This window comes from Clostridium porci, assembly GCF_009696375.1.
Taxonomy (GTDB): domain Bacteria; phylum Bacillota; class Clostridia; order Lachnospirales; family Lachnospiraceae; genus Enterocloster; species Enterocloster porci.
Map to the genome: position 1 here is coordinate 219,364 of NZ_VUMD01000004.1, position 25,501 is coordinate 244,864.

Genomic DNA, 25,501 nt, shown 5'->3' on the forward strand with positions numbered 1-25,501 from the left:
CACCGAGCATGAAATAATATTGGGATTAACTTTGAAATACCTTTGGTGTGTTTTGGATCAGGTTATTTACTTTACCATAGGAAAGGGGGCAGAAAAATGAAAACGGTTCTTTTACATGGTTTGGGACAAACAGCACAGGACTGGAAAGAGGTAGTCCAACAGCTTCCAGCTTCCGATGTTGATTGCCCAGAGCTTTTTTCTTCCGCAGAGAATGAAATATCCTACCCTAAGATTTTGGATGATTTAGAACGGCAGTATTCTAATGTGAAAGAGCCGCTTTGTATCTGTGGTCTTTCGTTGGGAGCGCTTCTCGCGATTGATTTTGCTATTCGGCATGAGGATAAAGTAGCTTCTCTGGTTTTGATTGGCGCGCAATATAAAGCTCCAAGTTTACTGATAGATTTTCAAAATCTTATTTTCCGCTGTATGCCAAACAAGAGTTTTGAAAGTATGGGACTATCGAAAAGCCATACCATAAAATTGGCCCGTTCTATGCGGTTATTGGATTTTACTTCGCAATTAAACGATATTGTTTGTCCGGTAACAATTCTGTGCGGCGAAAAGGATAATGCCAATCTGAAGGCTTCTAAAAGGCTAAAAGAATTACTTCCCCAAGCTACTTTGCACATTATTCCAAACGCAGGACACGAACTCAATAAATATGCGCCAGACATGATTGCAAAGATACTAAATAACTGAAAAGAACTCTATCAGTCTGATTGAGGTGAAGTATGATAAAAGCAAAGAGAAATGTGAAGTTATGGAGATAGAGAATGAAGAACTTTTTGAATGCTATACGAAGTGCGGAAGATCCGATACCTCTTAATAAGAAAATTATAAACACTGTACGTATATTGTTTATTGGAATTGTTTTGGGAACTTTTTCAAAATTTTTAGACACCATACCAACAAATGAGTTGCCATTTATATTTGAATTTTCAGACATTAGAAATTTTTTTGGGCGTTTTGCTATATGGTTGCTAATTGCCTTGTGTATCTCGATTTATAGCAACTCATCTATTAGAGCGTCAATCAATGTATTTGTGTTTTTTATGGGAATGGTTACAAGCTATTATTTGTATTCAAAATTTGTAGCTGGATTTTTTCCGAGAAGTTACGCAATGATTTGGGGTGCTTTTACAGTTATTTCTCCGATATTGGCATTTATCTGTTGGTATGCAACGGGGAAAAGTAAACTTGCCTTTGTTCTATCAGTGATGATACTTGCTGTTTTATTTAATATGACGTTTGTTTATGGTAGTGGTTATTTTGAAATGCGTTCAATCTTAGAATTGGTAACCTTCATTTGTGCGGTAGTGTTTTTGAAGCGAACTACCATAAAGGATACAATGATTATGCTTGTTTTAAGCTGTTGTATGGCATTTGCTCTTGACCTGATAGTACCATTTCATTTTGGATAAGCAAATCCCAGTTTGTTTGTATAACTAATAGGCTAACTAAAATTTAATATTCACAGCTTCACTGGGGGTGTTGCAAAATAGATGAGTAATCATCTATGGAGCAACAGCTCCTTTTTGATGAAAATGAAAAAGCAGGCTCCGAAGAACCTGCCATTCATTGTATAATATCGCCAGATATTGTACCGCGCTGGTTCGGTGACACGCGAATGCGTGGCAGAGCACCGATCCGAACCATGTGCATCCCCCGGAGGGATACCATAGCCGGAGGATATGGTATAATAAATTATGACTAGTAAAATAAGCTACCAAAAAGATTATACCGAACTTGGCGCAACTTATCAACTGGTTTTGCCATTAAGTTTAGAAGAGCTTTTCCCTGATGATGATTCCGTTCGAATACCGTCAGCAGGAGGAATTGGACGCGGTTGTGGGAAACCATGTCCGGGCCAAAAAACAGTATGACACATGGGATGAGGAGGATGAGTCATCTGGCTTGGCATAGAAGTGAGCCATAAGAAAAAAGAAATGAGCTGTGCCTTACACAATAGCGCGCAGCTCGATATTATTTTTCATCTTATGCTCCTTTATGCATTGATATAAAATTACTTTAGTAAAGTAAAAAGCGGATAAAGGTATTGTCTCCTTACCCGCTGATTGCTTTGTCCGCGTCGAGAAAATACGGGCAAACAACTAAAATTCTTTTGTCACTGCTTTATATTGCTTTTTGATTGATTGAAAAGCAGAGTTTGCAGAACCAGACACCGGTATAAAACAAAACGCTGCTAATCAATAAAGGAAACCCAGATTGTTGATCCGTTAGTTGCCTCACTTTGGCACAATGTTACTCTACTGGTTTAACATTGTGAGCACTGTCCAGCAGGAGCTTATGCCGTATCAAATAATTCATATCAGCTCTGCTCACTCTCTCTATAGTCATTACTGGTATGAAGATCATTAACAAAACGTTCCAGTCTGCCTGTTTATATGTGACAATCAGTCGCCAGCACAGGAATTATTTACCTCGATTATATGATTACAGCAGCAACGTATGAGTTCGTCGTCATGTGTAATCGCCAGAATCGTTTTTCCAAGGGAGGCCGCCTCTTTCAGCACCATCGCTACAATTTCCATGTTCCCACCGTCCAAGCCGCTTGTGGGCTCATCGAAAACAAGAACCGGTCTGTCCGAAAGTATTCCACAGGCAATGGAAAGGCGTTGCTTCTGACCGCCGGATAAGGAGGCAGGATGTGCATCTTTATACGAATACAAGCCTAATTGCTTTAGAATACTTCGGGTTCTTTCCAAGCGTTTGTCAGAACGTTCCTGATGGAGCAGCAATTCCTCTGTAACGCTGTTTGTGAAAAATTGCGTACCTGTATCGTTGGAACTGTACCAGACCTGTTTGCAACGTTCGGCCGGACGTAGTTTTTTGCCGCCTATCATAATCTGGCCGCTGCTTTCCTTCCGCAAGCCGGATAAAACTAAGGCGAGACTTGTTTTTCCGACGCCATTATGTCCGGTAATCGCTGTAATCTGTCCGGGATATAAGGAAAAGTTGACATCACAAAAGACATTTTTCTGCTTTCTGCGGAAGGAAAGATCATTCACACACAGTGATGGAGTGTGATTTATATGGCTTTCGGAAAACGGTATACTCCCGGCTTCTGATCCTATAACTTCCCGCAGGCCGTCTGCCTTTCGCTGCTTGGCCGGTATTTCGTCCATTTCCTTGGCGCTTTTCTCCCACAGGATTTTCCCGTCCCGGATATATACAAAGCGATCTGCAATCCCGTGAAGCCATGCTAACCGATGCTCCGCAATCACAAGGGTACAGCCTTCTGCTTTCAGCTTCTTCAGTATCAAAGCCAGTTGTTCTGCCCCCTTTTTATCCAGATTCGAGGTAGGCTCGTCACAGACATAAATACCGGGTCGGAGGGCATAGACCGAAGCAATGGCGACTTTTTGTTTTTCCCCACTGGAAAGCGTGTCAAGATTTTGTGTCCTAAATCCACTCAGGGAGAAGGCAGCGATAGCATGGTCGGTGCGCTTACGGATTTCTTCCGCAGGCAATCCATAGTTTTCGCAGGCAAAAGCAACCTCCCCGGCCAATTCTGAGGAAAAAAACTGACTCTTAGGGTCTTGAAATACGCTTCCTGCCTGACGCACCAATTCAGACTGTGGTATCTGAGAAAGCGGTTTCCCGTCCAGAAAAATATCACCTGTCAGCGTGCCTGTATAATAAGACGGTGCAAGGCCGTTTATGAGCCGTGTAAGGGTTGTCTTTCCTCCGCCGGACGGGCCGGTGAGCACCACGCACTCACCATCCGCAACCGTAAGGTTGATTGCCGAAACTCCTTCGGAGCTGTCCGCATATTGAAAAGAAACCTCTTTCATCTGTATCATATGCGAACACCTCCCAAGCACAAAAATGTTACGGTTGCAATGGGCCACAGGATCAGGCACGTCCAATCCTTTGCTGTCATTTTCTTTTCATAATAGCTGCCCCGTCTGCCTGGTGTCTCCGCTCCGCGCGCTACAGCAGAGACGGAGAGCTGATCGGCAACTTGAAGACAGCGCAGCAGCATCGGCACCAGTACATATTCACAGGTCGCTGCCGGATGGAACAGAAACTGATTTAGGGCGGTAAGACCTCGATTGCGCATGGAACGCCACACGCTTTTCAACTCGGCTTTCATCGTCGGGAAGAAACGGAACATGACAAGCAGCCCCAAAATAACAGCGGTCGGCATATGAATGCGGGACATAAATGCTGACAGCTCACCCGGCGGCGTTGTGATTAGATCCCACCCGACAATAAATACGACGGACAGGCTCCAGAACATCAGCACATAAAACTCTGAAAAAAGAACCATGTGAAGCCCCTGATAGCGGATTAAATACAGCAGTACCGCCAAAACCAGATAAAACACGCCAAAGGAGCGCAACAGCTTCCAGTTTTTCTGAACCACCAGATGAAGGAATGCCGTTATCACAAGGACGAAGGACAGCATTGTGCCGGCGGTGAGCGTTATCCCAGATATAGCACATAAAAGAGCAAACAGTTTAACCGGCACTGCCAGATTTTCCCGCTGCATCAAAGGACTCCCGCTTTTCTGAAATGCTTGTTGATCAGCCGCCCTCCGATCAGGCTTCCGACAAAGCCGCAGAGGGTCGTGAACAGGATGATAAATACCAGCCATCCGGGAGAAGAATAATACTGTATAAAAGAATCGATATAGCTCTGTTCCATACCGCTGGAAACAGCAAACGCCTCATAGGCATCCCAGAAAAACCACAGCGGCAGCAGATTGACGCCATTATACAGCAGGCTGGATATAGTCCACGCCGCTGTCATGTTCTTTTTTGATTCCCATCCGTTTTTCCAGAGGATGACCTCGCATACAATGCCCACAATCATGTAGTAGGGCAGTAAATACCAGTTACCCATGATAAGGAAAACAATGCCGAGAATGGTCATATAGACCAGGGAAACAAACCATTTGCGTACCCGGCTGACCATAAGGAAGTAAACAGGGGCGCACAGCAGCATGGTAAAACCAACGGATAATACCATACTCACGAAATCATTTGCCATGCACACCATATTTACAACAAGTTGAATCAGGATCAACAGCACCGTAAGCAACACGGTGGTGATCACATCCTTTACTGTCCATTTACTTGTCTTGTTCATAATAATTCTCCCTTCTTTTCTTTATATTTTCAGTATCGAGTCTTCAGCTATGTGCGCTGTCTTTTCTTTCATCATATATTTGCCATCAATACATCCATAGCAATCGATTAGCGCTAACTAACCACATTCCCCAAAATAAGGCTCACGTGATCCTTAACAGCCCATTCCAGCCATGGTTGAAAAATGCGGCGACCTCATTTACATATTCAATCGCATCTTCCCTCCCCATGTCATGTACCACTGTTTCAAATACCGCAGTAAAATAGGCGCTGGTAATCATATGGTGTACGTCACGGCTGACTTTCCTGTTTGGTACTCCGAGCTGACGGAGCCTATCATAATAAACTTTTGTTTGAGCTACCTCCAGTTCCACCAAATCGTGAATATAGTGGGCGTATCTGGTTCCCTCCGAACAACAGAGCACCAATTTAAAAGCATCGAAATGATCATAGATATAGTTGATAAAGTGATTCAAATAATCGGTCGATAGATCCGTGCTTTCATTCACCTTGTTCGTTGGGATCAAGTCAAAGTGCGCATTTTGCGCAGCTTTAAATTGATTTGTAAGGCCGTCTGCGGCTTCTGCCACAAGGGCGTCAAAAAGCGCAGCCTTATCTGGATAATATCGGAACACGGCTCCCGTTGTCAGTCCCGCTGTCTTGGCAATATTGCGAACAGAAGCTCCACTATAGCCCTTGCTTAGGAACTCCTCTTTTGCCAATTCCAACAAATATTGCTTTGTCGCTTCACCTTTTTGCAAAACATTGCCTCCTTCCGCCAAAAATAGCAGCACTATTTTTATTATACACAAAGATTGCTGTATGTCAAGATAGCGGTGCTATTTTTTCGGCTATGGATGAAATGATGTCTCCAGATCCCCTCATTGGCTTGGTGAGAGACGGAAAGCAGGAATCGTTAAATGAAAAAACCTCACAGTTTCTGAAATAGTCATCAGCACAATAGCTTTTTAGTCCCTCTCCTTAATCAATAAAGGAAATCCGGGGTGTTGATCTGTTAGTCTCGTCTATATTTTCATTAATGGCTTGAGTCGTTGTTGGAACGCATATTTGTATTGCTATTTTACCTTTACCTTGGCAACCTCAATAAATAACTGGTCACTGCCAAAGCTGAATGAGGCAACTTTTTCACTATTGAAAGCGGCATATTGGTGAGCCGAGGTAAACGGAACCAATACTGCTTGATCTGCCGCAAAGGCAAGTACCTGATGGTAGATTTCCTGTACACGTTCCAGATCGCCTGTACTGTCCAGTTCCGTAATGATCTTTGTGCCGTTCTCCATAGCAAGCGCGACCTGCCACAGAATCGGGTCAGACATCATTTCGGGATTTATGTTCGTCATGGTGAGGAACGGATCATAATATCCGCCGTAGGTTGAGTGGAGAGAAAAATCAAAATCGGTAGAAACCTGCGTAAACCAAGTCATGTTGTCCGAGCCTCTCGGTGTTACCTCAAACCCTGCTTCACCTAATTCCTGCGCAATTACCAATGCGGCATCGTCTAAAGTGCCCTGATTGGTGATGTAGTCCAGCGTGACGCTCAATTTTGCGCCGTCCTTTTCACGGATGCCATCTCCATCGTTATCCACCCAACCGGCATTGTTCAGTAATTCCTTGGCTTTATCTCCATTGTAACTGTATGTTGTTGTTTTTATATTGCAATACGGCAGAGAGGGATCAAGCAACTGCTCCGAAGGTGTTTCAAGGCCGGAGAATACGCTATCGCTGATCGTGTTTTTATCAATCCCATAAGCCACCGCTTTACGAACAGCAGCGTCATTAAACGGAGCTTTCTGTGTGTTGAAGCCGATGAAACGGTTATTGGAAGTGCTGTCATCTAACACTGTACCAATCCCACGAACAGAGGAAAGCTCAGTATAACCGGCAAAGCTCAAACGGAATGTACCGGCAAGCAGATCCACCTCGCCATTGCGCAGCGCGAGAACCGCTGCATCCGGGTCTGCAATCACTTTTACCGTAAACTTGTCGACATCAGGCTTTTCTCCCCAATAGTTAGGATTGCGAACAAAGGTATAAGAGGTTCCGTCGCCGTCCCCGGCATACATATAGGGGCCTGTGCCTATTGTCTGGGTCATCAGTTCTTCTTTGGTTGTCAAATCCTCATTGAACGCATTGGGCGATACGATTCCCATCGGATTGCACATGGCAAGGTCGTTCAAAACGCCGTAATACGGGGTGATGAGGTGAATAGCTACCGTATTTTCATCCACTATTTCGATGGATTCGGTTAGCACACCGATTTTACCAAAAGCCGCTATGCTTTGTCCCATATTGGAAAAAGCGGCCTCTATGCTGGTCTTTACTGCCTCTGCATTAAGATCAGCGCCATCCGAAAATTTCACGCCTTCTTTGAGATGGAAGGTGTAGGTCAGGCCATCATCGCTGATGTCCCATTTCTCGGCCAGCCCAGCCTTAAATTCACTGCCCTCCCGGACAACAAGCGTGTCGTAGCAGTTACGGGCATAGTAGGTAAAGCCGTAAGTTCCGTTGGAACCTCCGGGAGCCAATGCCGGATAAAAGCCTGTGGAAAAATCCCAGCTTTCCGTCGTTGTGATGCTTACCGGCTCCGCACTGGTATCGGAAGCATCGGGTGTCTCATTGTTGCAGGCGCAAAGGCCAAGCGCCATAACGCCAGCCATCATAAGCACAGCAAGTGGCTTTCGTTTCATAAAATAAACCATCCTTTCGTTTTTTGTATATATCACGCCCTAAAGAGCGCATATATCTGTTTCAAATCAAGTGGGAGGCCTGTAAAAGCTGCTTGGTATAAGGATTTTTGAATACATCCAGATTCCCGCGCCATCGGCGGCTTTCAATCAGTTTTCCGTTTTGCATCACATGAATTTCGTCCGCAAGGAACAGTGCCGCGTCAATCTCATGGGTAATGAAAAGATAACTGCATTGTTCTTCCTCCTGAACTCTTTTTAGTAATTCCAAAATGTTTTTGCGGAGAATAACGTCCAAGCCGCTGATGGATTCGTCAAAGACGATATAGCGCGGTGAGACAGCCAGAGCGCGGGCAATCCCTACGCGCTTTTGCTGCCCGCCGGACAATTCGCCCGTTTTCTTTTTTGCCGTTTCTTTTGGCAATCCCATCCGGTCAAGCAGTTCCAGAATCCTTGACTGCTCCTTATCCTTCGGCAGATTCAGCAGGTTTCGGATTGGCTCGGCAATCGCCTGATAAACCGTAAAATGGGGGTCAAGGGCACTCTTTCCATCCTGGAATACCAGTTGAACCGCTTTCGCCGTTTCTTTCCGGTTTCTTTTCCCTTTGCGTGAAATTGGTTTTCCGTCCAGCAGGATTTGCCCGGACGAGGGGGATTCCAACCCCAAAACCAGCCGCGATAAGGTACTCTTTCCGCAGCCGCTTTCGCCTACTAAAGCATAGATGCAGTGATCGGCCATAGACAGGCTCACCTCGGAAACAGCATCATACAGCAGTTTATCCTCACCCTTGTATTGTTTGCTTACCTTTTTCACCTCCAGCACAGGCTCACCCCCATCCTAAATGGATTGCCTCAATCAGTTCTCTCGTATAGGCCGCCTTCGGATTTTGTAAAACCTCTTTGGCGCTGCCCTGTTCCACCGTTTGGCCTTCCTTCATAATCAGGACATGGCCGCCGATATGCCGGGCAACATCAAAATCATGGGTTACAATCAGAAGGGCGCAGCCTTGCTCCTGTAGCTGCAAAAATTGTTCTACCGCCCTGTCTCGGTGAATCGCGTCTAAAGCGGTGGTCGGTTCATCGGCAATCACCAGTTTTGCTTTACCGGCAATCGCAAGAGCAATGAGGCATCGCTGGAGCATACCGCCGGAAAGCTGATATGGCCTGCTGCTTAAAATCCTTTTTGTATCGGTAAGTCCTGCCCGAGCCATCGCCTGTTCGTAAAGAGAAATGGCATCCTTTTTCTTCAGGTCTTGATGAAGGCTAAGAAATTCAGCCATTTGACCGCCGATTTTTCTGGAAAGGTCAAGCGCTGTCATCGGATTTTGCGGCACAAAAGCGATTTTGCTGCCATAGTACAGCGCCCGTTCTTTTTCCTTGAGCTGCAAAAGCGATATACCATCAAAAAGGAGGTCTCCGTCCACTTGGAAGGTACTGCTGTTAAGCAGTCCCAAAATTGCCCGGCAGGTCATCGTCTTTCCGCTTCCCGATTGGCCTAAAAGGATAGCTGCACCTGCTTCCTCCAGCAAAAGGCTGATGTCCTTCACCAATTCCTGACGTGGGGTTTTAAGCGCAATACTAAGGTGTTCCATCTGTAACAGTTTTTTGCTCATAGCACATCCTCCTGTGGCTGGAGAATGTCCCGAAGCGCCTCGCCAAACAGATTAAAGCCTGCGGCGGCAATAAAAATGCAGATACCAGGATAGATCAGCAGCTCCGGATGAGAATACAACGCTACCCTCGCTTCCTCCAGCATTGCGCCCCATTCAGCCGTTCCGCTTGGCAGGCCAAGGCCAAGAAACGAAAAGCTGGAAACGGTGAGGATGGCCGAAGCTACGCCTGTCGAAAAATACACCAAAAATTGCAGCAGGATATTGGGAATTAAATGATGAACAATAAGCTGCCATATCCCACAGCCGGACACCCTTGCGGCTATAATATAATCCCTCCCAAGCTCCGTTTTGGCATAAGTGCGAATAAGCTGCATAAACCGCGCCCACATGGAAATGACAACCGCCCAAATGATATTTTGCAGGCCATTCCCCAGAGCACCGATAATCGCCACCGCGATAATGAGCGTGGGGAAAGCGATGAATACCTGGCTGATTCCCGTCATAATGCGGTCAAACCACCCGCCGGTACACGCTGTCATCATCCCAAGGATTAAACCGATCCCTCCCAGCAGAATCAAAATGGGAAGTGCCAGACCAAGGGACGCGCGCGCGCCATAAAGCAAACGGGATAATTCGCACCTGCCAAGCTGATCGGTTCCAAGGGGATAATCGGCGCTCGGCGCTTGATATTTCAGCAAAGGGTTTACTGTGTCCGGCGAATGGGGAGCTAAAATCGGTGCGAGGACTGCGACGGCGCAAATCAGCACAATCAAAGCAAGCCCAATGACTGCCTGCGGAGTTTTCCATATTTTACGCAGCATCGCTTTCCTCCTTTCTCCACGGACATAACAGATGGTTTAGTATTTCTCCGAACAGTTCAGCCAGAAGATACAGCGCAGCGATAATCAGCATACAAGCGCCAATCGCATTGGCATCAGCGGCCATAATACAGTTCATCAGATAATTGCCCACGCCTTTGATGGAAAAAACTTTTTCTACCACAGCGCTTCCGGCAATCAGATAGCTTACATACTGGCAGAACAGGGTAATGACAGGCGGAAGTGCGTTGCGAAATACTTTCTTCCAGAGGATTTGAATGAGTGACATTCCGTTAGCGTGGGCAAAGCTCACATAATCCCGGTGCATTTCCTCCAGCAGCGAAGCCCGAAATACCCGGATGGTGGAGCAAATCACAGGGAAGGATAGTGTAATGGATGGCAATATCAACCCCACAATACCCGGTGCAGGCGTTACGCTGAAAATGGGGATTTCCACAGCGAAGCCAATCAGAAGTAAAAAGCCGAGCCAGAAGGCCGGAACGCAAATCCCAAACAGTGAAACAATCCGCATGATATGGTCGGTCAGCTTATTCTTTTTGGCTGCGCATAAAACGCCAAGCAGGATGGAAAACACGATAATTTCAGCCAGCGCCAGGAAAACTAATTGCAGTGTTTGCGGGAAGTATGCCGCCAAATCCGCAGCCACCTCGTTTGTCGAAAAAATAGATTCCCCAAAGTCACCGTGAAAGACACCTCCTATCCAGTTAAAATATCGAATCGGAAGCGGCTGATCCAAACCAAGCTCCGTGCGTACCTGCTCAATCACTTCCGGCGTAGGAGAGAGATTCCCACGGCGCACAATATAAGCGGCCGGGTCTGTACTGGATAATGCGGTCAAGATAAAACACAGGATGCTTACGCCAAATAGCAGAATCAGCAGCCGCACGATTCGTTTTATCCAATGAGATTTCAAGGTTTCCCTCCTTTCCGGTTTAGCGAAGCTAACCCTTGTATCAAAGTAACTGCGGCAGGCGGCATATCGCCCGCCGCAGTACATAAATTACTGTGCAAGTTTCCAGTTCCGCGCTTTCTGCCGGATATTCCAGAAGTTTTGATAGATTCCCTTTTGCTGAATCAAATCGGCATGAACGCCTTTTTGTGCGATTTTCCCGTTATCCACCACGAGAATCTGATCGGCGTCTCGAATAGTGGACAGCCGGTGGGCAATAACAATCAGCGTCTTATTTTTTACCAATGCGCTGATGGCCTGCTGCAAATGCGCCTCGTTCTCCGGGTCAACGCTGGCAGTGGCCTCGTCCAGCAGGATAATCGGCGCGTCTTTGAGCATAGCGCGGGCGATGGAGATCCGCTGCTTTTCACCGCCGGACAGGGTAGAACCGCCCTCACCAATCACCGTGTTATATCCATCCGGCAGAGCGGAGATAAACTCATGGCAGCAGGCTTTTTTCGCAGCCTCTACAATCTGTTCGTGGGTTGCGCCCGGGCAGCTAAACTTGATATTGTTCTCAATGGTATCGTGGAACAGGTAGACACTCTGGAATACCATACTCATATTCTTCAAGAGGCTGTCACAGGTAAATTCTTTGACATCGTGGCCGCCTACGGTAATGCTGCCTTCCTGCGCATCCCAAAACCGGGCAATCAGCCGCGTAATCGTGGTTTTGCCTCCGCCGGAGGGGCCGACAATTGCAGTCATGCTGCCCTGAGGAATGGAAAAGCTCACATCCTTCAAAATCGGGCTGCCATTTTCATAGGCAAAGAAAACATGATTAAAAGCAATATCAAAACAATCCAACGCAATATCTTTGCCGTTTTGGTCGATTTTTTTCGCCTGCCTGATGCGTTCTACCCGGTCAAGGGAAGCGTCCATCATTCGGATCATGGTTGTCATTTGCCCCATTACTTCAATGGGGTTAAAAATTGTGAATGAAGCAATCAGGATGACAGAAAGATTTGCAAAGGATAGCTCCCCGCCTACAGCAAAAATTCCAGCGCATAGCATAATGACACAGGATGAAAGGCGAAACACGAGGGAATAGGTCATATTTAACGGGGCAAACACCCGCTCTACTCTATAAGAAGCACTCGCATTATTCTCGTAGGCTCCTTCAATGTCGCTCAAATTCTTTTCGCACACATTAAAGGATTTTACAACCGAAATCCCCTGTACATATTCCAGTGTGGCAGCAACCGCTTCGGACTGAATTTTTTGCCGCATTACGGACAGTTTCTTTCCTTTCTTCTGCATATACCCGTAGACCGGAAAGGACAACATAACTCCCGCTACGAATATCACCCCAATGCGCCAGTCAAAAGCCAAAATACAGGCAGCCATAGCCATCATGCTCAAAATGCCGGTTGTAACCTTATCAAGAATATGCATGGAATAGTTTTCGAGGAAATTCAAATCCGTTGTCACAGCAGCAGTAATATCACCCATGCTGTGATCGTAAAAAAAGCCCATTGGTACATTCCGCAGTCGATCTCCTAATGAAATCCGTTCCCGTGCGACAAACGCAAAGCCTGCTGTGCTTTGCAGCCGATAAACTGCATATTTAAACCCTATGCGCAAAATAAGTCCACCAACAATCAAGCCGATGACGCGGACCCATAGCTCTTTCGTAATTGGGTTGCCGCTTTGTAGTTCCATTAAAACGATGAATACGGCGGCGATTGGCAGCAGACCGAACATCGATTCCAGAAAACCACATACAAAGCTACCCCAAATCCGTTTAGACAGGTTTCCGCTCAGATGCAGTACACGGCGAATAATTTTCAGCATAATTCGATCACCTCCTGATTCATACTCCAATCCATTGTGCTGATATGAGCTTCCCACATATCCTGATAGATTTCTGAATGAAATAAAAGCTGCTCATGGGTCCCCAGAGCAGCAACCTGCCCATCCTCAAGCGCCAAAATCTGATCAGCATACATAATTGTAGAAAGGCGATGTGCAATCACAATCAAGGTTTTCCCTTTTGTCAACCTGTCAATCGACCTTTGCAATTTATCTTCATTTTCTGGATCAGTAAAAGCGGTGGCCTCATCCAAAATTACAATAGGAGCATTTTTTAATATCGCTCTTGCTATGGCAAGCCGCTGACGTTCACCTCCCGACAACCTAGTTCCGGCGTCACCTGCATCGGTGTCATACCCCATAGGAAACCTTGAGATAAACTCATCGCATCCAGCCTGTGAAGCAGCCCATTCCACTTCTTGATTGGTTGCATCCGGCTTACCAATGCGAATATTATCCCGCAGGCTCATGTTGAACAGAAAATTATCCTGTGAAACATAACTGATTTTCTCCGTCAAATCAGAGAGGGACAGTTCACGAATATCAACGCCTCCCACTAAAACCGCTCCTGCTTTTACATCCCAAAATCGCGCAATCAGCTTCGCAAGAGTTGATTTCCCTGATCCAGACGGCCCTACAAGTGCCGTTACGCTTCCTGATTTTGCCGTAAAGGAAACACCACGAATAACCTCGTTGTCACCATAGCCAAAATGAACATCTTTCATTGACACATCGGCTCCGTCTGTACGCTTTGGCTGCACTGTTTCCGGCAATTCATCCATGTCAAGAAGCGCCTGAATGCGCGGCTGCACTTCGGAGATAATGGCAAGATTTTCCCAAAATTCTGTAAATGTCTGCAAGGAACCCACAATTGCCATAGAAAGCAAAATACATACTATAAGCTCGTCAAAACTAACCATACTGCCCGAAATAAGAGCCATTCCAACGGGCAAAACAAATATGATAGAGGAAGGCAGCAGCGCCTGGCTTATGCTCATAAACGGCCAGCAGTGCTGATACCACTTTGTCGTAATATCCCGCACCTTTAGGACAGAGGACTGAAAGCGGCTCATAGAGGATGCCGACTGATTAAATGCTTTGATGACCTCCATGCCGTTGACATACTCCACAATGGCTGCATTCATATTGGCGTTGGACATCATGTATTCCTTCATGACTTCGCCGCGGCCAAACATCATGCCATAATAGACCAGGTTTCCCAAAACAGCCGATATGATAGTAGCCAGCGCCATACGCCAGTCGATTGTCAGTAAATAGATAATTACAAAAATAGGAACAAGCGTGCTGGCGGTCATTTCAGGGATAGCATGGGCTAATGGTCCTTCCAGCCTTTCTGCGTCATCTATGATAAGCTGTTTAAACTCGCCTGACGATTTGCTCTGAATCATTCCCATAGACACCTTAGACATCTTTTTCATAATTGTCATACGAATGTTTTTGATAATTTCATAGGCCGCTTTATGGGAACAAAGCGTCGATTTTGCGTAAAGGGCATGTTTTAGAAGATACCCGCACAGGGCAATCAACGGCAAGAGAATTGCCCAAGTCATTGTTAAGCTGTTTTCCAGTGCCTTTTGTAGTAATATTGCTACCGCAATATAAGGGACAATACCAGAGGCAGAGGATAAAACAGACAGGACGACAGCAAGCAATAGCTGAGATTTCTTTTCATGGGCAAATCGGAAAACTCCTTTATACGGAGATTCCCGCTTGCTGGTTTTATTTCTCATAACAATCTACCTACCTTTCTGCATTATTTCATTCTTTTCTATGGTAACAAAACAGCCGTCGCTTTTGTAACCGAATCCGACGCATTGATACCCCAATCCGACGAATCTGCTTTTTGTGTCACTTGCTTTTTGAAAGAGAGTTTGATAGTATGATTAGCATGAACTAACCACGCTTTTATGAAAGGAGTTTGACATTATGCTTATACAATGGTCTGCGCCTGAATATATGCCACGCTCTTTTCTTGTTTCTGGCGTTTCGGATAATAAGAAACCTTTTAAGCAAACCGGTAACTGTTTAGAACTCACAAAACAGCTTGCAAATGGTTTTGTGAATATGCAAGAGTTGTCCAAAGGGTTATTTTTGGTTCAATCTGAAATGTCGTTTAATAAGGAAACAGAGTTGTGCGAAGAATATTTTGAGAGAAAGATATTTCAACTTTCTTTCTGCATGAATGGAATTTGTGAATGGAACTATCGGGAGGCTGGCGTTGAAAACTACCGGCTTTCACCGACAGAATGCAGTTTGCAGTGGGGGACATTTTCTCGATGTGTCAGTTATTTTGGCTCCAAACAGCCTTATCGTACATTAAGTATTTCGCTGGAACAGGAACGCTTTTTCCCTCTGGCAGAGGACTTGGAAGCAGCGCATTTGCTCAGATGGGACAGCAAAATCTGTACCCATGTATTTCAGACAACGCCGGAAATTCGCCTTGTCTTGCAGCAGCTATTGGATTGTCCACCTGAGCGAAAGCTGCGTAAGCTCTATTTGGAAGGAAAGGTTTTAGAACTGGTGTCTTTATTCTGCGATGGTGTGATCGATGGACAGAAAAAAGATAAAGAGATTTCCAAAGAAGACTATCGCTGCTTGATGAACGCAAGAGAACTGATCGACAATCGTTTCCTTCATCCTTTGACAATCGCACAGATTGCAGAACAATGCTTTTTAAGTGAAACAAAATTAAAACAAGGTTTTAAATCCTGCTTTAACTGCACAATCTATGAATACATTGTCGAAAAACGGATGGAGTTAGCCTATCGTCTTCTACATAACGAAAAGTATAAAGTAAAGGATGTGGCATGGATGGTAGGTTATAGTAATGCGAGCCATTTTATAGACGCTTTTAAAAAAAGATATGGGATCAAGCCCGGAGAAATTGGATGACTTGTATCTTTTTACCGAGAATTCCTTGTATGATACCTCTTTCCTTCATAACAAAATGTGGGCGATGGGCGTTTCCGCCGCACCGTCCACATTTTTACTGTTCTAAACTTTATTGAAGCGCCCAATTCTGGCCATTTGTTTGCAGCTCTACCATGCGGGCATAGATTCCGTTTCGCTGATACAGCTCATCCGGCGTACCCTGCTCGGCAACCACGCCGTCAGCGAGTACGACGATCTTATCCGCCCCGGCCACCGTGCGCATACGGTGGGCAATAATCAGCACCGTCTTATCCTGAATCAGCCTGGAAAGCGCCGTCTGGATCAGTGTCTCGTTCTCCACATCAAGGCTTGCCGTCGCTTCATCAAGCAGGATAATAGGCGCGTCCTTCAGGAACGCGCGGGCGATGGAGATGCGCTGCCGCTCACCGCCTGACAGCTCGCAGCCGTTTTCCCCGATATTGGTGTTCCACTTGTCGGGGAGCTTTTCTGCAAATTCATCGCAATTAGCCAGCCTCGCTGCCGCAAGGACTTCTTCATCGGTGGCGCCCTTTTTGCCGAGCCGGATATTCTCCATGATCGTATTGTCAAACAGCGTCACATCCTGGAACACGATGGAGTACAGGGACATCAGGGTTTCAGGATCAATGCCGGACACATCCATGCCGCCAACCGTGATCCTGCCCTGCTGATGATCCCAAAAACGCGCCGCCAGCCGGGACACGGTGGTTTTGCCGCCCCCGGAGGGGCCCACAAGGGCCGTAACCTCGCCCTGCTTTGCGGTGAAGGATACATCTCTCAGCACCGTTTCGCCGGAGTTATAAGAGAAGCCCACATGGTCAAAGGTAATGTCGCAGCCGTTGTTGGTCAGTTTGTTCCGGCCCTGCTGGATCGGGTGGTTGAGGATTTCATTCATGCGGCCCACATTGGTCCTCATGGCAATGACTACCGCCAGATGCAGCAAAGCAGACTGCATGGGGTCATAAAGGCGGGACACAACCAAAAGGTACATAAAGAAGGTCAGCACATCCATCGTCCCATTGACAAGCTGCACCGAACCCACAAGGGCAACGGTGGCGATTCCCAGCTTTAACACCATACTTGCCGTTACCACAAAGGCGGCAGTCCCAAATTCCGCAAAAATAGATTGCTTTTCCAGGCTGTGGATCTTTTGCTCCAAGCCTTTCAGATAATCTCCCTCTGCGTTATTGGCCTTCAGGTCACGGATCGTTTCGATATATTCCTGAATCCCATCCGCGCAGGCGATCTTTGCGGACATGATCCTCCGCTGGATACCGTCCTGCACCTTGTAGCTCAGCACAACGATAAGGACAGATACCGGCACCACCCACAGAGCGGCGATGGCCATGCGCCAGTCAAAGGCAAAGAGGCTTACGGTAATCAGTACAGTGGAAATCAGGGAGCCAAACAACGCCGGAACAAAGTGGGAGCAGTTCTTTTCCAATACCTCGCAGTCCGCCATAATGGTGCTTGTCAGGTCGGCCAGGTCTTTCTTCCCAAAGAAGGACAGGGGCAGCCTGCGAAGCTGCTCCGCAAGACCGATGCGCCGTTTCCCGCTTTCCTCATAGGTGGTAAAGTAGGTGGCGTTATACTGGAACCATGAGGTAATAAAAACCGCCAAGATACAAACGACGCAGCCAATGATGTAGAAAGCGCCTCTGCCCTCCGGCACACCGCCGTTCATCAGGTCGGACACCATCAGATAAAGCAGGGAGGCCGGCAGCATAAAGGCGATATTCTGAAAGGCGCAGGCGATAATGCCTTTGATCAGTCCGATTGCGCCATTCCTGGTTGAAGCGGTTGCTTTCTGAATCAGTTTTACCATAACCCTTTAACCCTCCTTTGCCACTTTCCACCGGACGGAAAGCTGATAGTTCTTCCACATTCTCGCAAACAGCCCGTCCTTTTCGTTCAGTTCCGCCCGGCTTCCGCTCTCAACAATACGCCCGTCCTCAATGACATAAATGCAGTCTGCCCCAGAAACCGTAGAAAGGCGGTGGGCGATCATAATCACCGTCTTGCCTCTGGCAAGCTCGGCAAAGGCCGCCTGCACCTTCACCTCATTATCAGGATCGGCAAAGGCGGTGGCTTCATCGAGAATGATAACAGGGGCATTTTTCAGCACCGCACGGGCAATGGCGATGCGCTGCTGTTCGCCGCCGGAAAGATAAATGCCCTTTGTTCCGAGGATGGTATCCACGCCTTTGGGAAACTTTTCGATGATGTCCATGCACTGCGCCGCTTTCAGCGCTGCCATGACTTCCTCGCGGGTGGCCTCCGGCCTGCCCATTTTGACGTTATCCAGGATAGACCCCTTGATGAGCTTGCTGTTCTGAAATACGAAGGAAACGGTATCCATCAGTTCTTCCTTCGGGATATCCCTTATGTCCGCGCCGCCTATCTGAATACTGCCGCCCTGCACGTCAAAGAAGCGGGAGATCAGGCTGGCGAGGGTGGATTTCCCGCCCCCGGAGGGGCCGACAAAGGCCACCGTCCGGCCCGGCTTGATATGCAAGCTGACGCCCCCTATCACCTCCGTTTTTCCGTCGTAGCTGAAATGCACATCCTCCAGAGTAACAGAAGCGTCCTTCGGGTGTTTCGGCGCAGGAGCTTCGGGCATCGGCTCCATGTTCAGAAGGGAGTCGATCCTTTGCATTGCATCCTCCACGATCATGTTGTTCTCACTCATATACATGATTTTTGTCAGCGTGACCGAGATGATGGGCGTGATGATAATATAAAAGAGCAGGTTCAATAGAAATTCATTGGTAACGCCGCTCCCTGTAAACAGCAGGCCGCCGGCAATCAGGAATGCAAACACAGCGTTGATTGCTGCGGTATAGCACAGCATGGGGATGCGGCACTCCTTGGTGTAGGCCACAACCCACTTTTCATATTCGTCAATGGTTCCCTTGAATTTCTTAAAGGAAAACACCGACTGTCCAAAGGTCTTGACAACGGGGATACCCCGCACATACTCCACAGCCTCATTTGACATGGCCGCAAGTGCGTTTCCGTACTGCTTCATCCTTTCCGCCATCCGGGGGCCGGTCATACGAGCCATAAAAGCAAAACCTAAAAGGACAGGGGCAAGGCTTAAAAGACCAAGCCGCCAGTCAAATACCAGCAGCAGGACGATCAGGCCGATGGGTGTGGCGATTGCTCCATACTTGTCCGGGAGCTGATGGGCGAGATAGTTTTCTGTTGCAGCAGTGCTGTCGTTTATGATTTTACGGAGCTTGCCGCTGCCGAAGCTGTCAGAAAATCCAAGGGGCAGCTTGGCAATGTGGTTCACGATCTGCACCCTCATATTGGTTGCCACCCGGAACGCAGCAACATGGGAACACATCAGACCGGCGATATAGACCAGAAGGGACAAAATGGCAAACAGCACCGCCATCCATCCGAAATGAGTCAGATTTTCAGCCTGCCCAAAGTTCGGAGCGACATCCAGAACCTCTTTGATGATTCTCCAGATATACCAATAGGGTACAAGCGCGATAATGGCGCTTACAGCCGACAGTACCCAGGAGGCATATGTAAAATATCTATGCCCTCCGGCATAACCCATCAGCCGTGACAGGTTTGATTGTTTTTTCAAAGCGAAATCCTCCTTTATGGAATATTTATGATACAGGCATTGCCGCGGACAACGCCCAATATCTAAGCAAAGGTTAGTTATTGCTAATTCACGGTTAAAAATTAAAGGGCTTCAAAACCCCATAATTTTTTTCCAACCGGCCATGTGGAAATCTTTCAGATCACTGACATACCCTTTGGCCTTTTCATATGGTATATCGTGTATGATCATTTCAAAAAAAGCAGAAAACAGTCCGCTGACGAGGATATGCTCCAAATACGGATCGACCTGATAGGCGGACATCCCAAGGCCCTCCATAATTTTAGCAAATGCGTGAGTTGCATTCACTTCGATTTCCACCAGCTCGTGGATCATGTTTTCATACCGGGTGCCTTCCGAGCAGCAGAGGATGAGCTTGAACGCATCCAGATTTGCGTAAGCATAGTCCAGCAGTTCTTCCATAAGCTCACCGGCCTGTACGCCCATGCCGTTTTTTTGTTCTTCGGGAGAGAGGCGGGTAAACGCCTCCTGCGTCTCCTTGAATCTGCCCATAAAAGTGTCGTACTGCCTGCCGGCCAAAGCATCAAACAGTTCTTCCTTGCTTTTGTAATACCCATAAAATGCTCCCGTAGTGACACCGGCAGTCTTTACAATATTGCGCAGGGAGGCAGATTTGAAGCCCTTTTCACGAAACTCCTTTGCCGCCACGGTGTGGATCAGTTCTAATGTTGTCTTTTCAGCTTCGCCCATTCTGTCAGCCCCTTGTCTCTATATAACGCTGCTATACAACACTGTTATATTATAATCCGCTCACCGCGATTTTTCAATAGCGTTTTCAGAAAACAGTACCTAAAAACCTACCAGGTAACTACCGGCAAGCAATGCAAAGCGGTATCCACTTTGCGAAAACTGCCAATTTCCGCTAATGCGGAAACCGACAGTTTCGTGCTTGTTGAGGCTCCGCCCCAATCCCCGCAGAACACAACTTTTGTGTTCTGGAACGCAGGATAAATCCTGCGGCTGCGCGATTTTTCAAATCACTTATAGGAGGTCAGCTTAACGCTGCTCCGCCTCTTTTTCTTTTGTCCCACGCGGTTCCTCCCGTACTTCATCCAGTTCCAGAATGCGGTCAATGTTCGCCTTGGCGGTCAGCAGCTCCTTCATATCCTCACGGGCTTTTCGGCACTCGGCGTATGCTGTTTTTTTCTCTGCCATCAGCGCGGCGTATTCGGCCTGCAAGCTCTTGACGGTGGGGAGTTTCTGGATGCAATGGTCATCGAAAAACTTTTTTGCCGCCTTATGGAGTGTGATCTCACTTTCACGCTCCGCAAGAAACTTCTTGGAATAACCGGCCTTTCGGTAGGCAACATAGGCATCGCGGGTCTTTGCATAGTTGATGATGTGAGTTCGCATCACGGCGATCTCCGCCATGCGCGCTTCGGCGGTTTTGATTTTTGCGGAACGTTCATTGAACCGGGTGAAAGCTGCCGCCGCTTTTTCTGAGAGAACGCTGTAATCCATAAGCTCGTGAGTTTCTCAATGGGATTTTCGACGCTGTGCTTGGTCTTGCAGAACGGTTTCTCCGTCTTGAAGTTCACAAGGCAGCCCGTATATTCCCGGTTTTCAAGGAGATGTACCACCGTGTTAGTCGCCCGCTTACACTCATAGCCGGGGTGGTAGCGGCGGGTGGTTCCCGTCCGCCGGTATTCCAGCGTCCCTAGCGTGGGGATTTGCTGCTCCGTGAGCATACGGGCGATTTTAGCCGGCCCGTTCCCCGCAAGGCAAAGGCTGTAAATCTGCCGCACGACGGGGGCGGCTTCCTCGTCGATAATGAAATTTTCGTCCTCATCCATAAGGTAGTCATACACGGGCTTGCTCGTGATGGGCTTGCCGCTCATGCCCTTGGAGCATTTTACCGCTTTGATTTTCTTGCTCGTATCCCTCACCAGCCATTCATTAAAAATATTCCGCAGAGGGGCAAAATCATTTTCGCCCTGTGCGCCGTTCACTCCGTCGTTGATAGCGATAAAGCGGACGCCTTTCTGTGGGAAAATCATATCGGTGTACATTCCCGCCTGTAAGTAGTTACGCCCTAACCGTGATATATCTCCTTGTGTCAACTAAACACCAAATTTTTTACGGATGCCGGAGGTGGTTGTTGGTCCTTCTTCTGAAAGACCGCCTCCGGCATCCGCTTCATGCGAAAGGGGAAACTCACTTGTCAAATTGCCCCGCCCTGCATAGCCTGCTTTGTCCGCAGGAGTCGCCCCACTTCCCGGTTGGAAAGCTCACCGTTCAGGCAGACGACCTCCACATTATGTTCTCCCAGCCAGCCAACATATTCGAGCGTTCTCCAGATGTCGCGCCCCAGCCTTGTGGCGTTCAGGACAAGCAGAATATCCATCTCACCCCGGAGGGCGGCATTGGTGATCTCCGCCAGCCCAGAGCGGACCATTGTTGTGCCGGTTTCCTGTTTGGCGGTGCAGCCCATGACCTCATAGTGATTTTCCTTGGCAAAGGCCATAAGTTCTTCCTGCTGGGTCCTCAGCGCAAAGGCGTCCGGCGCTGCCACCCGGCAGTATATCCACACCCTGGGCGCTCTTGCGACCCGCATATAGACCGCAACATTTCTCGGTTTATCCATTATGTCCTTCCTCCTCTTTGGTATCAGAATGGCCTCCAAACACATCCCGGAACTTCCAGACGATCTCGATCTCGGTGGGAGAGGATACCAGCACTTCCTTAATGAATGTCTGCGCCAGCTCCGCCGTCAGTTCCGTAGCCCCGGCAAAGGAAGTGAACACATCATCCTCCTGCGCCTTATCCTGAAAGGCCAGATGCTCCAGTTCAGACAAAAGCTGTTCCTGCGCCTCCTGTTCGGCTTTGGCGGCGGCGAGTTTGCCGTCAATGTCCGCCCGCTGTCTCAGGTAGGCGTCCTTTGCCAGCGCCCCGCCGCTGTAATCCTCGTAGGCCCGGAACTTCTCCTGCCTGTACCGTTCCTGCTGCTGTTCCAGCTTTTGAAGCTCCGCAACACAGGCGGCGATACGCTCCTTGCGGGTCAGCATCAGGGAGGACTTCTGCTTTTTCCGCTCCTGACACATCGCCAGCATCTGCATGACCGCCCGGAAGATGATGCCCTCGATCTCCTTCTCGGAGAACAGCTTTCCCTTCGGGCAATCGCTGTTCTCATCCGCCTTACTCTTTGTGCATCGGTAGTAGTATCCGGCAGAACTGTGGATACGGCTCAGTGTCCTATGGCAGTTGCCGCATTTGAGAAGCCCTTTCAGCGGATACTCCTGTGGTATCCCCTTTGCCCGCCTCGGCCTCTGCCGGATGATCTCCTGCACCCGGTCAAAGTCCGCCCTGCTGATGATGGCGTCATGCGCCCCCTCATAGATGATCCAGTCGGACTTATCCTGCGGGACGGTCCGCTTTTCATGGAGGCTGGCCTTGTACCGCTTGCGCCCCACCAGCGCCCCGGTGTACTCATACTGGTGGAGGATGTTCAGCACCGAGGCCGCCGTCCAGCCGTTCTTTTCGGAGGCTTTGCGGAACCGTCCGCTCCCCGGATTTTTCAGCCGGAAGTAGGCGCCGGGGGTCAGGACGCCCTCGCTGTTCAGCCTGCGGGCGATGGCGGTGCTGCCCATCCCCTGCAAGGTCATATCGAAGATACGCCGCACCACCGCCGCCGAGTCCCCGTCTATCACCAGCTTGTTCCGGACCGTGGGATGGAACTGAAAGCCATAGGGAGCGAAGCTGCCTATGTATTTGCCCTGCTTCATCATGATGATCTTCGCCGTGGTGGTCTTGACGGACAGGTCCTTGCTGTACGCCTCATAGATGATGTTCCGCAGGACCACATCCATGCCGGAGGTCATGCCCTTGTAATCATCGCTGTCATAGCTGTCATTGACGGAGAGATAGCGGACGCCGAGGAAGGGAAAGACGCACTCCAGATAGTTGCCCATCTGGGTATAGTCCCGGTGGCATCTGGAAAAATCCTTCGTCACCATCACATTGATGGCCCCGGCGCGAAGCTCCTTCATCAGCGCCTGGAACTGCGGGCGATCCGTGTTGGTCCCGGTGTACCCATCGTCCACGAACTCCGTCCGGGGCGCATTTTTCAGTTGGGGATGGCGGTCTAAAAACTGATGGATCAGCTCCCGCTGGTTGCCGATGCTGTCGCTCTCGGCCTTCCCGTCCCCGTCCGCCAGGGAAAGGCGGATATAAATGCCCACCCGGTAGTCAGTCATCGCCGCCCGCCTCCTTTATCTGCTCCACGCACTCCAGCATGGCGTAAAATACATCGTTGTAGTTGAACACGACCTCGATACGGCCCCCGCCGTAGACAAGCACCTTCTCGATTATCGCGTCCACAAGCTCCTGCGTCAATCCTGTCATCCCGGCAGCGCCCCGCATCATGGTGAGCCATTTGTTGTCTGGGGAGATGGACGCCAGGAACCGCTCCCGGCGCTCCACGGCCTCGTCCAAAAGCCGGTTCAGGGCTTCGTACTGCTCCTCATAGGTCTGTTTGGCAAAGGCGTATTCCTCCTCGTTCAGGATGCCCTCGACATAGCTCTCATACAGCCCCGCCCGTTTCTTTTTCAGGGCGTTCAGCCGGAGCTTTACGCTCGCCACCGCCGCCTTGTGCTTCTCCCGGACGCTGGCCTCGCCGGAGCCGCCCCGCATGGCAAGCAGGAGCTTCTCATAGTCCAGCGCCACCTGAAGCTGGTCCCGGATGGCGTTGAACACCTTTTCATTGAGTGCGTCCTGCCGCATGGCGTGTTTGAAGCAGGTCCCATGCCCCCGCCTCAAGTGGGTGCTGCAATCGTAGACCCCACGGAACACAACGCCCTTGCACTGGATACGCTGCCGCTTGTAGTACATCCGCTTTCCGCAGTCGGCGCAGAATATCTTCCCGGCAAAGAGGTCGATCATGCCCGCCCGGATGTCCGCCGACCACTCCATAGCGGTCTCCCGGTGGGCGCTGTCCTCCCGCATCTGCCGCTCCACCGCCTCAAAGTCCGAAATAGATACGATGGGCGGGTGTGCGTCAGGGACTACGATCCACTTGTCCGTTTCGGTGACGTGCTTTTTCAGCCCCTTGTAGAGCGCCGTCTCGGACTTCCCGCAGATCATCTCTCCGATATACGCCCGGTTTTGCAGGATGCCCCGGATGGTGGAGGGACACCAGCCTTCACCCTGGATGTTGTCGCCGTTCCGGGTGCCGGCCCTGCGCTTGTGGCGCTCCGGGCTTTCGATGTCCCCGGCTTTCAACCGCTCAACGATGGTGTAGACCGATACCTCCTGCCGTTTCCACTCAAATATCTGCCGGACAACAGCGGCGGCTTCTTCATCCACCACATAGGCGGTCTTATCCCCGTTCCAGAGGTAGCCGTAGGGGAGGTTGCGGTTGCGGAACCTCCCCGTCTCCATCTGCGCCCGGAGCGCCGTGGAGACCTTCTTGGAGATGTCCCGCGAGTACATGGCGTTCACCAGGTTTTGCAGGCTCACCGACAGGGACTCCATCGCGTTGCCGCAGGTGAAGTTGTCGAAGTTCTCCTTCACGGAGATGAACCGTGTCCCCAGCGCCGGGAAAATCTTCTCCAGATAACTGCCGGTCTCCACATAGTCGCGCCCGAACCTGCTGAGATCGCGGACCACGATGCACTGTATCTTCCCCGTCCGCACATCGTCCATCAGGCGGTTCCACGCCGGACGGTCGAACACGGTCCCCGTCCTGCCGTTGTCCGAGTAGACCTCCGTGAGCCGGAGGTGGGGGCATCCGTCCAGATAGTCCTCGCAGACGGCGATCTGGTTTTGCAGGGAGTTCCCGTCATCGTCCTTGCCGCTGTTCTCCACCGACAGGCGGGCATAGATGGCGGTGGGGAGCGCCGCTGCCTCCTTTTTGACTTCTGCCACAGGCTGGGCCTGTGCTTTTCTGCTCTTTCGTGCCAT

Annotated in this window: 21 protein-coding genes and 2 pseudogenes; 4 read left to right on the forward strand and 19 right to left on the reverse strand. The window is 49.1% G+C overall.

Translation table 11 applies throughout. From position 1 onward, the window contains the following. Positions 1-96 precede the first annotated feature (96 nt). The 3 genes from FYJ39_RS06235 to FYJ39_RS21185 all read left to right on the forward strand — a co-directional run bounded on the left by FYJ39_RS06235 (position 97) and on the right by FYJ39_RS21185 (position 1,923). Entirely contained in the window at positions 97-699 is a 603-nt protein-coding gene (locus FYJ39_RS06235; RefSeq protein WP_154471660.1) for an alpha/beta fold hydrolase, read from the forward strand. Between the two features lie 74 nt (positions 700-773). After that, positions 774-1,421, forward strand: coding sequence for a hypothetical protein (locus FYJ39_RS06240; RefSeq protein WP_154471661.1), 648 nt, complete (start codon positions 774-776; stop codon positions 1,419-1,421). Between the two features lie 379 nt (positions 1,422-1,800). After that, a complete protein-coding gene (locus FYJ39_RS21185) occupies positions 1,801-1,923 on the forward strand; it encodes a hypothetical protein (protein WP_268890652.1) in 123 nt (40 codons plus the stop codon). Between the two features lie 491 nt (positions 1,924-2,414). Here the strand turns inward: FYJ39_RS21185 and FYJ39_RS06245 are convergent, their stop codons facing one another. The 11 genes from FYJ39_RS06245 to FYJ39_RS06295 form a co-directional block, all read right to left on the reverse strand. Continuing rightward, positions 2,415-3,824 (reverse strand): ABC transporter ATP-binding protein, encoded by a 1,410-nt coding sequence (locus tag FYJ39_RS06245; protein ID WP_154471662.1) that lies wholly within the window; start codon positions 3,822-3,824, stop codon positions 2,415-2,417. Next, positions 3,821-4,516 carry an energy-coupling factor transporter transmembrane component T family protein gene (locus tag FYJ39_RS06250; RefSeq protein ID WP_154471663.1) on the reverse strand — a complete coding sequence of 232 codons (696 nt, stop codon included), beginning with the start codon at positions 4,514-4,516 and terminating at the stop codon, positions 3,821-3,823. Before FYJ39_RS06250 ends, FYJ39_RS06245 begins: the two co-directional genes overlap by 4 nt. Then, the gene (locus FYJ39_RS06255) at positions 4,516-5,115 is read right to left on the reverse strand and encodes an MptD family putative ECF transporter S component (protein WP_154471664.1); all 600 of its coding nucleotides are present in this window, start codon (positions 5,113-5,115) and stop codon (positions 4,516-4,518) included. The genes FYJ39_RS06250 and FYJ39_RS06255 overlap by 1 nt, the downstream gene beginning before the upstream one ends. Before the next feature lie 142 nt (positions 5,116-5,257). Beyond that, on the reverse strand, positions 5,258-5,875 hold the full coding sequence (locus tag FYJ39_RS06260; RefSeq protein ID WP_154471665.1) for a TetR/AcrR family transcriptional regulator: 618 nt from the start codon (positions 5,873-5,875) through the stop codon (positions 5,258-5,260). A gap of 315 nt (positions 5,876-6,190) precedes the next feature. Continuing rightward, a complete protein-coding gene (locus FYJ39_RS06265; protein ID WP_195840387.1) occupies positions 6,191-7,822 on the reverse strand; it encodes an ABC transporter substrate-binding protein in 1,632 nt (543 codons plus the stop codon). A gap of 61 nt (positions 7,823-7,883) precedes the next feature. Continuing rightward, entirely contained in the window at positions 7,884-8,642 is a 759-nt protein-coding gene (locus FYJ39_RS06270; protein ID WP_278853423.1) for an ABC transporter ATP-binding protein, read from the reverse strand. Between the two features lie 4 nt (positions 8,643-8,646). After that, on the reverse strand, positions 8,647-9,432 hold the full coding sequence (locus tag FYJ39_RS06275) for an ATP-binding cassette domain-containing protein (RefSeq protein ID WP_154471667.1): 786 nt from the start codon (positions 9,430-9,432) through the stop codon (positions 8,647-8,649). Continuing rightward, entirely contained in the window at positions 9,429-10,253 is an 825-nt protein-coding gene (locus FYJ39_RS06280) for an ABC transporter permease (RefSeq protein WP_154471668.1), read from the reverse strand. The genes FYJ39_RS06275 and FYJ39_RS06280 overlap by 4 nt, the downstream gene beginning before the upstream one ends. Then, the gene (locus FYJ39_RS06285; RefSeq protein WP_195840388.1) at positions 10,243-11,184 is read right to left on the reverse strand and encodes an ABC transporter permease; all 942 of its coding nucleotides are present in this window, start codon (positions 11,182-11,184) and stop codon (positions 10,243-10,245) included. Before FYJ39_RS06285 ends, FYJ39_RS06280 begins: the two co-directional genes overlap by 11 nt. An 87-nt stretch (positions 11,185-11,271) precedes the next feature. Next, positions 11,272-13,014 carry an ABC transporter ATP-binding protein gene (locus FYJ39_RS06290; protein ID WP_154471670.1) on the reverse strand — a complete coding sequence of 581 codons (1,743 nt, stop codon included), beginning with the start codon at positions 13,012-13,014 and terminating at the stop codon, positions 11,272-11,274. Next, positions 13,008-14,783 (reverse strand): ABC transporter ATP-binding protein, encoded by a 1,776-nt coding sequence (locus FYJ39_RS06295; RefSeq protein ID WP_154471671.1) that lies wholly within the window; start codon positions 14,781-14,783, stop codon positions 13,008-13,010. Before FYJ39_RS06295 ends, FYJ39_RS06290 begins: the two co-directional genes overlap by 7 nt. A gap of 196 nt (positions 14,784-14,979) precedes the next feature. On the opposite strand from FYJ39_RS06295, the gene FYJ39_RS06300 reads away from it, so the two are divergent. Then, positions 14,980-15,945, forward strand: coding sequence for a helix-turn-helix domain-containing protein (locus tag FYJ39_RS06300; protein WP_154471672.1), 966 nt, complete (start codon positions 14,980-14,982; stop codon positions 15,943-15,945). A gap of 109 nt (positions 15,946-16,054) precedes the next feature. Here FYJ39_RS06300 and FYJ39_RS06305 read toward each other — a convergent pair whose 3' ends face one another. From FYJ39_RS06305 to FYJ39_RS06340, 8 genes and pseudogenes are all read right to left on the reverse strand, one after another. Next, positions 16,055-17,788: an ABC transporter ATP-binding protein gene (locus tag FYJ39_RS06305; RefSeq protein ID WP_154471673.1), complete on the reverse strand. Its 1,734-nt coding sequence runs from the start codon at positions 17,786-17,788 to the stop codon at positions 16,055-16,057. A gap of 6 nt (positions 17,789-17,794) precedes the next feature. Continuing rightward, positions 17,795-19,564: an ABC transporter ATP-binding protein gene (locus tag FYJ39_RS06310; RefSeq protein WP_154471674.1), complete on the reverse strand. Its 1,770-nt coding sequence runs from the start codon at positions 19,562-19,564 to the stop codon at positions 17,795-17,797. 111 nt (positions 19,565-19,675) lie between these two features. Continuing rightward, entirely contained in the window at positions 19,676-20,293 is a 618-nt protein-coding gene (locus FYJ39_RS06315; protein WP_154471675.1) for a TetR/AcrR family transcriptional regulator, read from the reverse strand. 306 nt (positions 20,294-20,599) lie between these two features. Further along, positions 20,600-21,073 (reverse strand): annotated as a pseudogene (locus FYJ39_RS06320) (relaxase/mobilization nuclease domain-containing protein); the annotation flags it as partial. Positions 21,074-21,075: 2 nt separating this feature from the next. Then, a pseudogene (locus FYJ39_RS06325) lies at positions 21,076-21,663 on the reverse strand (recombinase family protein); the annotation flags it as partial. Positions 21,664-21,764: 101 nt separating this feature from the next. Next, positions 21,765-22,187: a recombinase family protein gene (locus FYJ39_RS06330; RefSeq protein WP_074661692.1), complete on the reverse strand. Its 423-nt coding sequence runs from the start codon at positions 22,185-22,187 to the stop codon at positions 21,765-21,767. Further along, positions 22,180-23,796, reverse strand: a complete 1,617-nt coding sequence (locus tag FYJ39_RS06335; protein ID WP_074661689.1) for a recombinase family protein — start codon at positions 23,794-23,796, stop codon at positions 22,180-22,182. The genes FYJ39_RS06330 and FYJ39_RS06335 overlap by 8 nt, the downstream gene beginning before the upstream one ends. Beyond that, the gene (locus FYJ39_RS06340; protein WP_074661687.1) at positions 23,789-25,501 is read right to left on the reverse strand and encodes a recombinase family protein; all 1,713 of its coding nucleotides are present in this window, start codon (positions 25,499-25,501) and stop codon (positions 23,789-23,791) included. The genes FYJ39_RS06335 and FYJ39_RS06340 overlap by 8 nt, the downstream gene beginning before the upstream one ends.

Coding starts and splice junctions, on each gene's coding strand:
- FYJ39_RS06235 (WP_154471660.1), top strand. CDS start 97: ATGAAAACGGTTCTTTTACATGGTTTGGGACAAACAGCACAGGACTGG.
- FYJ39_RS06240 (WP_154471661.1), top strand. CDS start 774: ATGAAGAACTTTTTGAATGCTATACGAAGTGCGGAAGATCCGATACCT.
- FYJ39_RS21185 (WP_268890652.1), top strand. CDS start 1,801: ATGATGATTCCGTTCGAATACCGTCAGCAGGAGGAATTGGACGCGGTT.
- FYJ39_RS06245 (WP_154471662.1), bottom strand. CDS start 3,824: ATGATACAGATGAAAGAGGTTTCTTTTCAATATGCGGACAGCTCCGAA.
- FYJ39_RS06250 (WP_154471663.1), bottom strand. CDS start 4,516: ATGCAGCGGGAAAATCTGGCAGTGCCGGTTAAACTGTTTGCTCTTTTA.
- FYJ39_RS06255 (WP_154471664.1), bottom strand. CDS start 5,115: ATGAACAAGACAAGTAAATGGACAGTAAAGGATGTGATCACCACCGTG.
- FYJ39_RS06265 (WP_195840387.1), bottom strand. CDS start 7,822: ATGAAACGAAAGCCACTTGCTGTGCTTATGATGGCTGGCGTTATGGCG.
- FYJ39_RS06275 (WP_154471667.1), bottom strand. CDS start 9,432: ATGAGCAAAAAACTGTTACAGATGGAACACCTTAGTATTGCGCTTAAA.
- FYJ39_RS06280 (WP_154471668.1), bottom strand. CDS start 10,253: ATGCTGCGTAAAATATGGAAAACTCCGCAGGCAGTCATTGGGCTTGCT.
- FYJ39_RS06290 (WP_154471670.1), bottom strand. CDS start 13,014: ATGCTGAAAATTATTCGCCGTGTACTGCATCTGAGCGGAAACCTGTCT.
- FYJ39_RS06295 (WP_154471671.1), bottom strand. CDS start 14,783: ATGAGAAATAAAACCAGCAAGCGGGAATCTCCGTATAAAGGAGTTTTC.
- FYJ39_RS06300 (WP_154471672.1), top strand. CDS start 14,980: ATGCTTATACAATGGTCTGCGCCTGAATATATGCCACGCTCTTTTCTT.
- FYJ39_RS06305 (WP_154471673.1), bottom strand. CDS start 17,788: ATGGTAAAACTGATTCAGAAAGCAACCGCTTCAACCAGGAATGGCGCA.
- FYJ39_RS06315 (WP_154471675.1), bottom strand. CDS start 20,293: ATGGGCGAAGCTGAAAAGACAACATTAGAACTGATCCACACCGTGGCG.
- FYJ39_RS06330 (WP_074661692.1), bottom strand. CDS start 22,187: ATGGATAAACCGAGAAATGTTGCGGTCTATATGCGGGTCGCAAGAGCG.
- FYJ39_RS06335 (WP_074661689.1), bottom strand. CDS start 23,796: ATGACTGACTACCGGGTGGGCATTTATATCCGCCTTTCCCTGGCGGAC.
- FYJ39_RS06340 (WP_074661687.1), bottom strand. CDS start 25,501: ATGGCACGAAAGAGCAGAAAAGCACAGGCCCAGCCTGTGGCAGAAGTC.